This window comes from Spirosoma fluviale (assembly GCF_900230225.1).
Lineage (GTDB): Bacteria > Bacteroidota > Bacteroidia > Cytophagales > Spirosomataceae > Spirosoma > Spirosoma fluviale.
Window position 1 is genome coordinate 17,213 of record NZ_OCNH01000007.1, and the last position, 11,852, is coordinate 29,064.

The following is an 11,852-nucleotide window of genomic DNA, read 5'->3' on the forward strand; positions in this document are numbered from 1 at the left end:
ACGAATTCGTAACCAGGGCCTTCTGCCGTTTAACTGGTTTACTTTAAATCGCTCAGTTTATCGAGATCAACATCTTCCAGGGCGGCTTTCATCTTATCCATGCTAACGCCACGGCCTTTGACCGTTACGACGAAGCGCTTGTTGACCAACACATTTAATTCGCCGTCTTTACCGCTGGTATCGTATTTTTCATACGATTTATTATCACCAATTGTGCTGGTTTTCTCATAACCATTTTCGGTTTCTTTATCCACTTCCATCATCGACCAGGCGGCTAAGCCCATCATCATAGCCGAGCCACCTCCATCCACAATGGATATTTCTATGGTTTCGGTGCCGTCGGTGTTCGCGTATTTACCATTTGCCGTGGAGATGGAGAAACCAGCAGCTCCATTTTTTTCGCCGGTTGCTTCTTTCCGAGCCAGTCCATCGGCATCAGCAGGCAATAATTCTTTCAGTGCCCGAAAGTCAACCGTTGCTACTGGGCCGTTTTTCTGCATTTCTTCGGCCTGAGCCGCCATTTCTTTCATGGCACTCACGGCGCCTAAGGTCGATACAGACGCTTCGTCTTTGGCTTCTTCTTTATTTCCTCCGCAGTTCGTAAGCAACATGACAGGCAAGAGCCCAGCCGCCAGCAGGTATAGTTTCGTATGCATGGTAGAATTGTAGATAAGGATTCGATCATTCATTAATCCTCCGCAAGCTACACGTCCTGTCTGCACGATGGCTACTTTTTTGATTTAACGTCATACAGCCATTACTCATCATTGATGGCTACCAACCTATTTACGCTTGCAAAGCAATCAACACCTAACAGTACACCAACTATGGCACCAGCTTACTTAACACATAATAATTGGCGTCGACAGTCAGGAGGGTTTCATTTTTTGCCGACACTGTTTTCCACTGCGAAGTCGGTTGCACCTTCACATAAGGCCCCGACTCGCCCAGACATAATTTGACGGGCATGGCAAACTCATTAACACAATTGACCCAGCGATACTGAAAGCCTCCCGCAACCGGTCGGTATTCGAGAACGGGGATTTTACTATCCCGCAGATACTGGTCAAATACGGGTTTTAAATTAACCCCCGATTGCTGACTCATATACTGCTCGATCTGAGCTGAGGTAACAGTCTTATGGTAGAACGTTTTATTCAGACCACGCAGAATTTGCCGCCACTTCGCATCATTATCCACCAGTTGCCGGATGGTGTGCAGCATATTTCCTCCTTTATAATACATGTCCGACGACCCCTCATGATTTACATTGTAAATACCAATGATGGGCCGGTCGTTGCGAATGTTGGCCCTACACCCAATCACGTACTGTGCCCCGGCATCTTTTCCATAATAGTACTCCGTAAACAGGCATTCCGAGTAGTTGGTAAAGCTTTCATGAATCCACATGTCGGCCACATCCTTGTAGGTAATGTTGTTGGCAAACCACTCATGACCCGATTCGTGTACGATAATAAAATCCCACAGAAGCCCCCAACCCGTTCGCGAAAGGTCGCGGCCCAGATAACCATTCCGAAACCGGTTACCGTACGTCACTGAACTCTGGTGCTCCATACCGAGGTAAGGTGTCTCAACCAACTTATAACCATCTTCGTAAAATGGATACGGCCCAAACCAGTGCTCAAACGCCTTCAGCATTTTAGGCACCTGCTTGAATTGGGTCCGGGCGGAGTCGACGTGTTCGGGCAGGGCGTAATAATTCAACGCCAGCGGGCCTTTTTCGCCGGTGTACGTTTCCGACCAGTGTTCGTAGCGACCGATGTTGAGATTAACGCCGTAATTGTTGATGGGATTGACCACATACCAGTCAAATGTGCGGGTATGGTCATTGTTCGTCGTTACCCGGCGCAGCCGTCCATTCGATACATCGGTCAGGTCTTCGGGAACCGTGACGCTGATCGCCATCGAATCCGGCTCGTCGTACATATGGTCTTTGCAGGGCCACCAGGCGCTGGCACCTAACCCCTGGCAGGCGGTGGCAATGAACCAGTTCCCTGACTTATCGCGCGACCAGACCAGACCGCCATCCCAGGGTGGCCGTTTGGCAACCCGTGGTTTACCGCCGTAAAAAACCGTTATCGACTCTGTCTGACCAACTTTTTGCGGCTTCGTGAGCGTCACGAAATACGCGTTGCCATCCTGCCGAACGGCCAGTGACTGCCCATCCTGCTCAACGCGCATCACCTTTAACGGGCGCTGTAGATCGACCTGCATAGTCTGGCCCGGTTTTAGCACCCGGTATCGAATCAGCGTTGACCCGCTCAGGGTACTGTCTGTTGGTTGCACACGAACGGTTAAGTGATAAAACGCCAGGTCCCACCAGGCCCGTTCGGGTGTAATGGTGCCACGAAGCGTGTCGTCGTGGGTAAATTCATAGCGCTGCGCCGATGCCAGAAAAGGAAGCAGCAACACGAGTGTAATCAGGCGGAAAGTAATGGCAGTTTTCGGGGTATGTTTTCGCATTATAGTTCAGTGTCGGTAGTCAGGTAACCGGTTTATATTTCCCCGATCACCCGACAAATAATCATTAACGTGGTCCCGGAGGGCAGTTTTTGAGTAGGTAGTTTGTGTACAAGGTGCGTAGATGCTGGGTCGTACCCTCTCCTTCATTGATACTGTGCGACCGATTCGGATAAGGCATCACCTGAAACTGCTTGTTATGTTTGATCAGCTCGTTAATAAGCACTTCGGCATTGTCATAGTGTACGTTGTCATCGCCGGTACCGTGGATGTAGAGCAGATTACCCCGTAGATTTTTGGCGTACGTAATGGGCGAACCCGCTACAAAATCCTCCCGGTTTTCCTGTGGTATCCCCATATACCGTTCCTGGTAGATGTTGTCGTAAAACAATTGATTACCAACGGCGGCAATGGAAATGCCTGTTTTATAAATGTCCGGGTACTGAAATAACAGGTGCAAAGTTGTGGACCCGCCCCCACTCCATCCCCAAACGGCGACGCGGCTGGTATCGATAAACGCGTGTTGAGAAAATAACTTCCGGGCTCCCATCGCCTGATCGCGGATGTTGACGCGCCCAATTTGCCGGTAGATCGACTTGCGCCAGGCCGCTCCTTTCAGGTTGGGCGTTCCCCGGTTATCGAGGGCCACGTAGATGTAGCCCGACTTAGCTATGTCGCCCTGAAAGAGCCGATTTTGACCGATGGAAAAGTCATCATTCACTGTACTACCCGCTGGTTCGCCGTAAACGTAAAAGACAACCGGGTACTTCTTCGTGCTATCGAAGTCAGTAGGCTTGGCCATCCAGCCATCGAGCGAAACGCCGTCTTCGGTCTTCAGCGTAAAGAAACTGATGTTCGATTTGGCAACCGGCTTCACACGGGCGGCAATACTTTCGGCTTCATTAACCGCTTTGTGGTCGGGCAAGCTAACCCATTCCCGCGTAGGTGGCGTTTGGTAGTTCGTGAACGTATGCTGGCTGAACTTCCCGTTTGGCGAAATCGTGTAGTTGTGCGTTCCCGATTGCCCAGCGGGGGTTATGCGCTCGGCTTTGCCTTTTCCGTCCAAACTGGTCCGATACAGGTACCGCTGGTTCGTATTCTCCAGTGACGCTATGAAATAGATTCTATTGGTCGGTTCGTCGATGTGGCTGATGGTGGCAATATCGTACGCGCCTGGTGTCAGCAGGGTTTCTTTTTTTCCATCGACATTGATTCGATAGAGGTGACGCCAGCCGTCTTTTTCCGACACCCACACGAACGATTTGCCATTTTCCAGCCACTCCCAGCCGCTTGGATCATCGCGGCTCCAGCGGGCTTTGCCATCAATCCAGGCTTTGTCCGTTTCGGTATATATTGGCGTGACGGATGCACCACCCGCCTTGCAAACATACAGCTTACTTTCGTTCTGCTTGCGGTTCAGTTGCTGTACAATCACGCTGCCACCGGTGGGCAACCACTCCAGACGAATCAAATAATGTTGCTGCGAATCGCCGGGGATATTAAGCCAGGTTGTTGGTGGTACGGCATTCCGGCCGCCCGTTACCGAAACCACTCCAATGCGAGTGGGCGAAGGGCTTTCGCCCACTTTCGGGTACTCGACCGGAACCACGTGCGAATAGGCCGAATCGGTGGTGTTCAGCATCAGGTAATCCCTGATTTTGGTAGCATCTACCTGCCAATAAGCAATCTGTTTACTGTCGGGGCTCCACCGGAACCCATCCCGGCAACCGAACTCTTCTTCATACACCCAGTCGAATGTGCCGTTGATACGTTTGCGGGTGCCGTCTGTCGTCAGCTGGGTAGTTTTTCCGCTGGCTACGTCTTCAACAAACAGATTATGCTCGCTCACATAACCCACCATCCGCCCATCCGGCGACAGTTTTGCGTACATCAACGATTGACTAGGTCGTTTGCTGACGGTTCCGGCCGTTTGCCCCAATTGCCGGGCCTGTCCGCTCGCCCGGTTTATCAGGTAATAATCGCCTTTGGTGTTGTATCGCCAAACACGGGCGGTATTCGTAAAAACCAGTACAGATGCGCTGTCGGGGGTGAACGCAAAATCAGCCACGGGCATAGGCTGATCACTGCCGGGCCGACGAAGTTTATCTTTTCCCAGCAAAACAGCTTTGTGGCCCGTTTTGATGTCCGTTTTTACCAGATCACCCTGTTCAACCGCTGCGTAGGCATTGCCATCGGTGGTCCAGTGCAGTTGACGGCCGGGCACCTGAGCGGTTGCCTCAACGGTAATAAAGCCAATGAGTAAGGCGGGTAGTAATTTTCGTAACCTAAACGAAGATGGGTTCACAGAATGAAGTGTATGATTGAGGTAAGACACCGTCAAAAATACACCATTTCCGTGAACCCATCTTATTGAGCATTTAGGTTTCTCACCTATAAAGAACGGTCGGCGCTACGACTGAACTGTTTTCGGTTCCTCCGAAACAGAAGTCGGAACAGGCAGGCGATAGCTGCGAACAAGAAAATAAATACCCAACAATACAGCCGGAATACTTAGAAGTTGCCCAACATTAAGTGGTAAACTATCCTCGAACGCAACCTGGTTTTCTTTCAGGTATTCGTAGAAGAAGCGGAGTCCGAAAATACAGATCAGGAATATACCGAGCATACTCCCCCGTGGCGTCCGCTCTTTATGCCGATTCCAGAACCACAACAGGCCAAAGAACAGAACCAGACACGACAGCGACTCGTACAATTGGGCCGGATGGCGGGGTATTTTGGCGTACTCGTTGTTGTTCATGAATACAAACGCCCAGGGCACATCCGTTGGACGACCCACAATTTCCGAATTCATCAGGTTACCAAACCGGATGCAGGCTCCGGCCAGTGCCACCACGATAGCAATACGGTCGGTTACCCACAAGAATGTCTGATTCGTCAGGCGGCTTTCCTTGCGACGGGAATAGAGCCAAAGACCCAGTAAAATACCAACTAAAGCGCCGTGGCTGGCTAATCCCGCAAAGGGCGGGGTAACAACGGTTAGCGGATGATGCAACAACACCTCCGGTTCGTAAAACAGAAAATGGCCAATACGAGCCCCCAGAATGGTAGCGACGACCATGTAAATCAATAACGAATCGGTATCGGCAAGAGGCTTATTTTCTTTCTTGAAAACATAGCTCATGATTTGCATACCGATCAAAAAACCCAGTGCGAAAAGCAACCCGTACCAGCGCACCGAGAATGAGCCAACGTGGAAAATTTCGGGATTAACCTCCCAGATAACGTATTGAAGCATGAGAAAAGAGTGTATTACACGGGATATTGGCAAAGATACAGATTGCGGGAAAGTTTTTGGTTGTTTTCGTGTTTACGTGTTCATGATGAAGTCAATTCTGATCGGGCTGGTCAAAATTTACCAGGCCATGGTATCGCCCTACTTCCCGAATGCCTGCCGATATACACCCACCTGTTCGCAATACATGGTGGAGGCTATCCAGAAACACGGTGCTATTCGCGGTGGCTGGATGGGCCTGAAGCGAATGGGCCGTTGCCATCCGTGGGGCAGTCATGGCTACGACCCGGTTCCCTAAGAAAATTTGTCAGTTATTGGTAGTCAGCCTATTGTGCCATTTCGCTGACATTTTGACTTGCTATCGAGATTTGCCCGATTTTTGACCAGCCTCTGACAGCTTTAGACGAACGACTTACTCTTCTTGATTACTATGATTGGCATTACTCCTGACAATAAACTGAAACGCCTGATCGTGGTAGGCGACCGGGTTCTGATTAAACCCAAAGACCCATCCGACCGCACAACGAGTGGCCTGTATTTGCCACCAACGGTGCAGGAAAAAGAACAAGTTCAGTCCGGGTATGTTATTAAAGTAGGTCCGGGTTATCCCATTCCTTCACAAGCTGAGGATGAGCCCTGGAAGGAAACCGAAGAGAAAGTAAAATACATGCCGCTTCAGGCGCAGGAAGGCGATGTAGCGCTTTACTTACAACGCAACGCCATCGAATTGCAGTACGAAGGTGAGCAATACGTAATCGTTCCGCAAGGGTCGATCCTGATGCTGGAACGTCTGGAAGATTTATAAAAAAGCGGCTTCCCGGCCGCCAATGTATCAACAAACAGCGGCCGGGAAGCCGCTTTACAGCAAACACTATGCGAAGCTATTGGTTGATATCGTTGACAATCCTGCTAATGGGATTAACCTTTGTTATGGAAAGTGTAGCAAATCAGCAAAAATCGCTCAAAGCGATATTGACCGAGAAGAAAGACCATCGGCGCGTATTATTGATCTATAGCCGCGACGATGCCCAGCATTATAGCCTAGAGCAACAGGAAGCCCTGAATGAAGAACGAGCCGGTTTAGATGAGCGTGATCTGGACGTAATTGTTTTGGTAGCGTCGCTGGTAATGGAACCCGACCGCCAGTTTCTGATGCATGACTACAAGCTCAACCCTTCCGATAACTTTGTCGCCTGGCTGATTGGCAAAGACGGTGGCGTGAAGCAAACCTACCACAAACCCATTGACGTAAAAGAGCTGTTCAGAACCATCGACAGCATGCCGATGCGGAAGCAGGAAAGTAAACAGTAGTCAGAACCAGGATTTTTATGATTTTGCTAACAGACTGTGATTTTACCTTCAGGAGAAGCTACCTGTTAACATCATAGTCTGTCAGCAAAATCATAAAAATCCTGGTTAAGATTGATCCCCAAACTTAGCAGCCTCAGTAATTCCCTTCCAGGTGTCGGTACGAAAGGGCACCGCCGGGAAGTTTTCCTGATTGTACAGATTTATATCGCCGTTATCATCGGCCCAACCATACCGAACGGCCATCGGTGCTGTCACGGAATCGGCGTGAACAACAACCGTATTTCCCTGAATTTCGGCTTTGGCATAGTAGAACTTTTGATCAGCACCGGCTACTTCAAAGCCCTTCAGATACCCATATTTATCTTTAGCGACCAAACCGCTGCCCACGCTGCGAAACGTTACGATAGCCCGGTTGCCATCAACGGTCATTTTCTCGAACATGGGTCCGCGCGAAGCATCCCCTGCTTTGGCATAAGCAACCCGCATGGCTTCGGCAGCTAAGCGATTGCCAACATCCAGTTTATTCTTTGGATGAATATCCGACCGCTCGCCAATATCAGACGTTACGGCCATGCCCGTATTGGGCAGTTGAAGGGTCAACGTCTGCGCTTCCCGGAGTTCGGCCCAGTTACTCCCATGCCGACTGTCTCCGTTGGCCGCGTTAAAGCTGGCCAGTTGAACAAACAGAAATGGAAAATCATACCCCCAATGCTGACGCCAGTCCTGGATCATGAGCGGAAACGTTTTCCGGTATTGGTACGCGCGACCCGCGTTTGACTCACCCTGATACCAGATAGCGCCTTGAACAGCGTACGGGATGAGCGGATTAAGCATGGCGTTGAAAAGCTGCGTGGCGTAGGTGTTTGGACCCGGTTTGTACGACGAGGCAAACACATTGGCAACCCGGTATTTCCATTTACCCGCCAGCGGAATCAGAAGGCCATCGCCCGATAAGTTTAGCTTTTGGGGATCACCCATAAGGCCTCCGCTTCCACCCGTGTCCGTTACGCGGACGGCTACTACATTCCGGCCCGGCTTCAGCAAGCCTTCGGGTAGCGTGTATACGCGGGCACCTCTCCCCTTGGTACTGCCCACTAATTGGCCATTGACAAATGTTGAATCATTATCGTCGACCGAGTCCATATGCAGCGTTACTTTTTGCAGCTTACTACCTTCGGGAACTGTAATCTCCTGCCGGAACCAAACCACACCATCCAATGTCGGTAAGCCGCCCCACTCCCAGTCGCCGGGCATGTTCATGGATTTCCAGTCACTATCATTCAACGCAGCACTGGCCCAGGTCTGTTCTTCGACGGGCGTTGGCAGTCCACCCTGTTGCGTTTTCAATAAAGCTTGTGTACGTGCTGCACCACTTCTAATCACCTCTTCATCTGTGGCAGGCAATTTACCAGCTACCAGTTTTAGTTCGTCATGCTGGTTCATGGCTTCGCGACTTGTCCAGGTTTCGGAATGTGTACCGCCCCAGGAGGTGTTGATCAACCCGATGGGGACGTTCAGTTCTTTTTGCAGTTGTTTGGCAAAAAAGTACCCAACAGCTGTAAACTGGGGAGCGGTTGCCGGTGTACATACACTCCAGTTTCCCTCGATATTTTCTTTAGGTGTCAGGCTAAGGTCTTTTTTAACTAATAACTGCCGGATATTGGGGAAGTTCGCAATCGGGATTTCTGTCTTAGCATTGGCGGCCGCGGCCAGGGGCCACTCCATATTGGACTGACCGGAGCAAATCCAGACCTCGCCCGCCAGTACATCATCAAATGTAACGGTGTTTTTTTTGCCCTTTACCAGCAGTTGATATGGGCCACCGGCCTCCATTGGGTCGAGGGAGATGCGCCACTTCCCATCTTTGCCCGCTTTGGTGGTCTTGGTCTGACTGGCGAGGGTTACGGTTACTTTTTCACCGGCATCGGCCCATCCCCAGACGGGTACCGGCTTTCGGCGCTGCAAGACCATGTGTGAGCCAAAAACGTTCGGTAAACGAACATCAGCCAGGGCCGTTTGAACAATAAAAAAGCTTAAGAAGAAGAAACGTCCTGTCAAACGATTCATTTGTAATGAGCAGTTAAAATAAGTGATGACGCAGACCACGAGTATGGTGCTAACATAAAAGACAAAGTTCTACTTTTATCCTTATTGACTAATAAAACTTCCTCTCACCGATGATGACTGAACGCATACTCATTACCGGAGCTACCGGCAATGTAGGGTTGGAAACCCTGACCGAGCTGATGAAACACCGGGATAAAGAAAATTTTACGTTTATAGCAGGATTACGTACCCTCACTCAATCAACCGGACAACCGGATATTGAGGCCGACGAAACCATTTCCCTTGATTTCGAAAATGCGGCCACATTCGATGCCGCTCTAGCGGGTGTGAGCCGTGTGTTGCTGGTTCGTCCCCCGCAACTGGCCGACGTCGATAAGTACTTTAAGCCGTTTATAGATGCCATGCAACGGGCTAAAATCCGGCAAGTGGTCTTTTTGTCTTTACAGGGCGTTGAAAATAACCCCGTAACACCCCATCATAAAATTGAAAAGCTGATTCGGGAAGCGGGCTTGCCATATACGTTCCTAAGGCCGAGTTTTTTCATGCAGAACTTAAGTACAACGCACCGGGACGAAATCCGGCTTCGAGATGAGATTTTCGTACCTGCCGGTCAGGGTCGAACCAGTTTCATTGACGTGCGGGATATTAGCGCCATTGCGGCTTTAGTGCTAACGGGTGAGCCGAACGAATTTATAAACAAGGGCTACGAGTTAACCGGCTCCGAAGCGTTGACCTATACCGAAATAGGGCAGATATTGACGGACGTACTTGGCCGAAAAATAACGTACCGGAATCCATCAATTCTGAGTTTCGTCTGGCAGAAATGGCAGCATGAAAAACTTCCCCTTGGCTTTACCCTGATTATGACGGCCCTTTATACCGTATCAAAACTAGGCAAGGCAGGAGGGCTTACGTCCGAAACAGAACGCTTACTAAAACGCCCGCCAATAACCTTCCGGCAGTTTGCTTATGATTTTCGGGATGTCTGGAACTAGCGATTGACACTATTACAGTCGTGATGTTTTCCCGCGAACGTCCAGCGCGTTGCCTAACTTTCGTTTTGTCGAGAAAGTATACCGGAGCGTCATGCCATAACTCATGCCCGTACCGGAGCCGGAAAGCTGAGCCTGTTGAACAGCCGTACGATTAATGCTATACGTAACATCGGTCGTCAAAGCACTGCCGATCCCCCAGAACCGACGAACCGAAAAGCCGAGGTCTACAGCTTTGCTCAAGCGCACGTTGTATTCGGCACCCACTTCGGCCAGAGCCGTTAAATTCACGTTGGTATTCGTCTGGCTGGTCAGGCGGAGCGTATCGGGGGTTTCCCGACGCCCGTAATAACTATAGCCGATCAAGGAGAAGCGACCTTCCTGCTGACCCGTATTGGGAACAACCCACAATCCGCCACTCAACCACAAACCGGACCGAAGCCAGGGCTTACTTGTCGATAAAACAAGGCGTTTCCCGCGTAAAACAAATGCGTTACGAGCGTTGCTGTAGCGGAATACCAGCGGGGAGTTTGCACTCGTTACCGACACTTGTGTGTGAATAGGCATTCGAGCGTAGCCGCCTTCTACAGCCCACCGTTCACGATATACCCAACCAACAACCGCACCCCAACCCGGTTTACCCACTAAATCGCTTTCAATAAGGCCGTTTAAGGTGTTATCGAGTTTGGCGCGGTCTGTCCGGATAAATCCCTCCAAAGAAGCATACCAGCGACTTTGAATGTAGGGACCACCGTAACGGGTGAGCAGCCGGTCATATTGATGACTTCGCTCCGGCAACCGGTAATAGTCCGTTACTCCCTGTCCAAAAGCAGGCATAACAACTAAGCCGAGCAGTATATACAGCAAGTAGCGTTTCATCATCTGGTATCCGTTAGAGCGTTTTACAAATAACGTGATAAACGTTTGTTTGTTAATTACTTAGGCGCAATTTAATTAACAAACAGTTATTAAATGGAACAAAGGAGATACGCAAAGAACAAGTTTTACGTTTATCACCTCACAAACCAATCATAATCCCCTGTGTAACAACCATATAACAAAAAAAACAGGTCTCACTTAAAAATGAGACCTGTTTTTTTGAATTACTTTGTTATTTCGGGCCGTTTTCTCAGCCGTGTTTCATAACAGGCACCGCAATAGTCATGTTGTCCCAAGCAATAGAAATGCTGCTGTTCGCAGGTGTGATCGTCAGCTTTTCGATGGGCGTTTTGTTCATCGAAACGGGTACTTTGATCATGGCAACATCCGTTCCTTTGATTTTGTCATAATCATACGCTCCCCACTGACCTAGTGTGCTGTTCAGGATAACACTCCACTCCTTTTCGCCAGGAATCGTGAACAGTGTATACGTACCCGCTTTCACCATTTTACCACCAAACATGACATCACTCTTGAAGGTGACTTCAGTGGCGTCGTTTGCGCCGGTGCGCCATACTTTACCATATTTCTCCAGGCTGTTCGACCCGTCGGCTCCAAAAATAACCCGACCTTTTTTAGAGGGTTGACCGTAAACCACTTTGATGTTTTTGTCTGGACTTTCGACCGTCACTTTTGGACTTGCAGGTGCTTTATTGTCCTGCGCCTGAACAACGGATACCAGGACAAATAGAAAAGTAAAAAGGGCAAATAGATTCTTCATGTGCTAATGAATTGGATTGGTTTATCGTTTATTACTCTATAAACGTTACAAAGTAAACGATAGTTTTCTGAGAACGGTACATCTACTA

General features: G+C 49.6%; 11 protein-coding genes. 4 read left to right on the forward strand and 7 right to left on the reverse strand.

The features are described 5' to 3' along the window. Positions 1-38: 38 nt before the first annotated feature. The 4 genes from CRO74_RS26755 to lgt form a co-directional block, all read right to left on the reverse strand. A complete protein-coding gene (locus CRO74_RS26755; protein ID WP_097130606.1) occupies positions 39-656 on the reverse strand; it encodes a transposase in 618 nt (205 codons plus the stop codon). Positions 657-825: 169 nt separating this feature from the next. Further along, the gene (locus CRO74_RS26760) at positions 826-2,484 is read right to left on the reverse strand and encodes a M1 family metallopeptidase (RefSeq protein WP_097130608.1); all 1,659 of its coding nucleotides are present in this window, start codon (positions 2,482-2,484) and stop codon (positions 826-828) included. 64 nt (positions 2,485-2,548) lie between these two features. Continuing rightward, the gene (locus CRO74_RS26765) at positions 2,549-4,690 is read right to left on the reverse strand and encodes a S9 family peptidase (protein WP_097131132.1); all 2,142 of its coding nucleotides are present in this window, start codon (positions 4,688-4,690) and stop codon (positions 2,549-2,551) included. Positions 4,691-4,891: 201 nt separating this feature from the next. Next, the gene (gene lgt, locus CRO74_RS26770) at positions 4,892-5,737 is read right to left on the reverse strand and encodes a prolipoprotein diacylglyceryl transferase (RefSeq protein ID WP_097130610.1); all 846 of its coding nucleotides are present in this window, start codon (positions 5,735-5,737) and stop codon (positions 4,892-4,894) included. Positions 5,738-5,822: 85 nt separating this feature from the next. Between lgt and yidD the strand changes: the two genes are divergently transcribed. The 3 genes from yidD to CRO74_RS26785 all read left to right on the forward strand — a co-directional run bounded on the left by yidD (position 5,823) and on the right by CRO74_RS26785 (position 7,045). Beyond that, a complete protein-coding gene (gene yidD / locus CRO74_RS26775) occupies positions 5,823-6,032 on the forward strand; it encodes a membrane protein insertion efficiency factor YidD (protein WP_097131134.1) in 210 nt (69 codons plus the stop codon). Between the two features lie 132 nt (positions 6,033-6,164). After that, a complete protein-coding gene (locus CRO74_RS26780) occupies positions 6,165-6,539 on the forward strand; it encodes a co-chaperone GroES (RefSeq protein ID WP_097130611.1) in 375 nt (124 codons plus the stop codon). Between the two features lie 125 nt (positions 6,540-6,664). After that, positions 6,665-7,045 (forward strand): DUF4174 domain-containing protein, encoded by a 381-nt coding sequence (locus CRO74_RS26785; protein ID WP_245877995.1) that lies wholly within the window; start codon positions 6,665-6,667, stop codon positions 7,043-7,045. A gap of 105 nt (positions 7,046-7,150) precedes the next feature. Here the strand turns inward: CRO74_RS26785 and CRO74_RS26790 are convergent, their stop codons facing one another. Beyond that, complete coding sequence (locus CRO74_RS26790) at positions 7,151-9,112, reverse strand: sialate O-acetylesterase (RefSeq protein WP_097130614.1); 1,962 nt, start codon at positions 9,110-9,112, stop codon at positions 7,151-7,153. 110 nt (positions 9,113-9,222) lie between these two features. Between CRO74_RS26790 and CRO74_RS26795 the strand changes: the two genes are divergently transcribed. Next, entirely contained in the window at positions 9,223-10,107 is an 885-nt protein-coding gene (locus CRO74_RS26795; protein WP_097130616.1) for an SDR family oxidoreductase, read from the forward strand. Between the two features lie 12 nt (positions 10,108-10,119). Here the strand turns inward: CRO74_RS26795 and CRO74_RS26800 are convergent, their stop codons facing one another. Beyond that, the gene (locus CRO74_RS26800; protein WP_097130617.1) at positions 10,120-10,986 is read right to left on the reverse strand and encodes a hypothetical protein; all 867 of its coding nucleotides are present in this window, start codon (positions 10,984-10,986) and stop codon (positions 10,120-10,122) included. 247 nt (positions 10,987-11,233) lie between these two features. Beyond that, positions 11,234-11,764, reverse strand: a complete 531-nt coding sequence (locus CRO74_RS26805) for a DUF2911 domain-containing protein (protein WP_097130619.1) — start codon at positions 11,762-11,764, stop codon at positions 11,234-11,236. Positions 11,765-11,852: the final 88 nt, after the last annotated feature.

What these genes read in the sequence shown, in the direction of transcription:
- CRO74_RS26805 (WP_097130619.1), bottom strand. Translation starts at nt 11,764, where the DNA reads ATGAAGAATCTATTTGCCCTTTTTACTTTTCTATTTGTCCTGGTATCC.
- CRO74_RS26785 (WP_245877995.1), top strand. Translation starts at nt 6,665, where the DNA reads ATGGAAAGTGTAGCAAATCAGCAAAAATCGCTCAAAGCGATATTGACC.
- CRO74_RS26780 (WP_097130611.1), top strand. Translation starts at nt 6,165, where the DNA reads ATGATTGGCATTACTCCTGACAATAAACTGAAACGCCTGATCGTGGTA.
- CRO74_RS26755 (WP_097130606.1), bottom strand. Translation starts at nt 656, where the DNA reads ATGCATACGAAACTATACCTGCTGGCGGCTGGGCTCTTGCCTGTCATG.
- CRO74_RS26760 (WP_097130608.1), bottom strand. Translation starts at nt 2,484, where the DNA reads ATGCGAAAACATACCCCGAAAACTGCCATTACTTTCCGCCTGATTACA.
- lgt (WP_097130610.1), bottom strand. Translation starts at nt 5,737, where the DNA reads ATGCTTCAATACGTTATCTGGGAGGTTAATCCCGAAATTTTCCACGTT.
- CRO74_RS26795 (WP_097130616.1), top strand. Translation starts at nt 9,223, where the DNA reads ATGATGACTGAACGCATACTCATTACCGGAGCTACCGGCAATGTAGGG.
- yidD (WP_097131134.1), top strand. Translation starts at nt 5,823, where the DNA reads ATGAAGTCAATTCTGATCGGGCTGGTCAAAATTTACCAGGCCATGGTA.
- CRO74_RS26790 (WP_097130614.1), bottom strand. Translation starts at nt 9,112, where the DNA reads ATGAATCGTTTGACAGGACGTTTCTTCTTCTTAAGCTTTTTTATTGTT.
- CRO74_RS26800 (WP_097130617.1), bottom strand. Translation starts at nt 10,986, where the DNA reads ATGATGAAACGCTACTTGCTGTATATACTGCTCGGCTTAGTTGTTATG.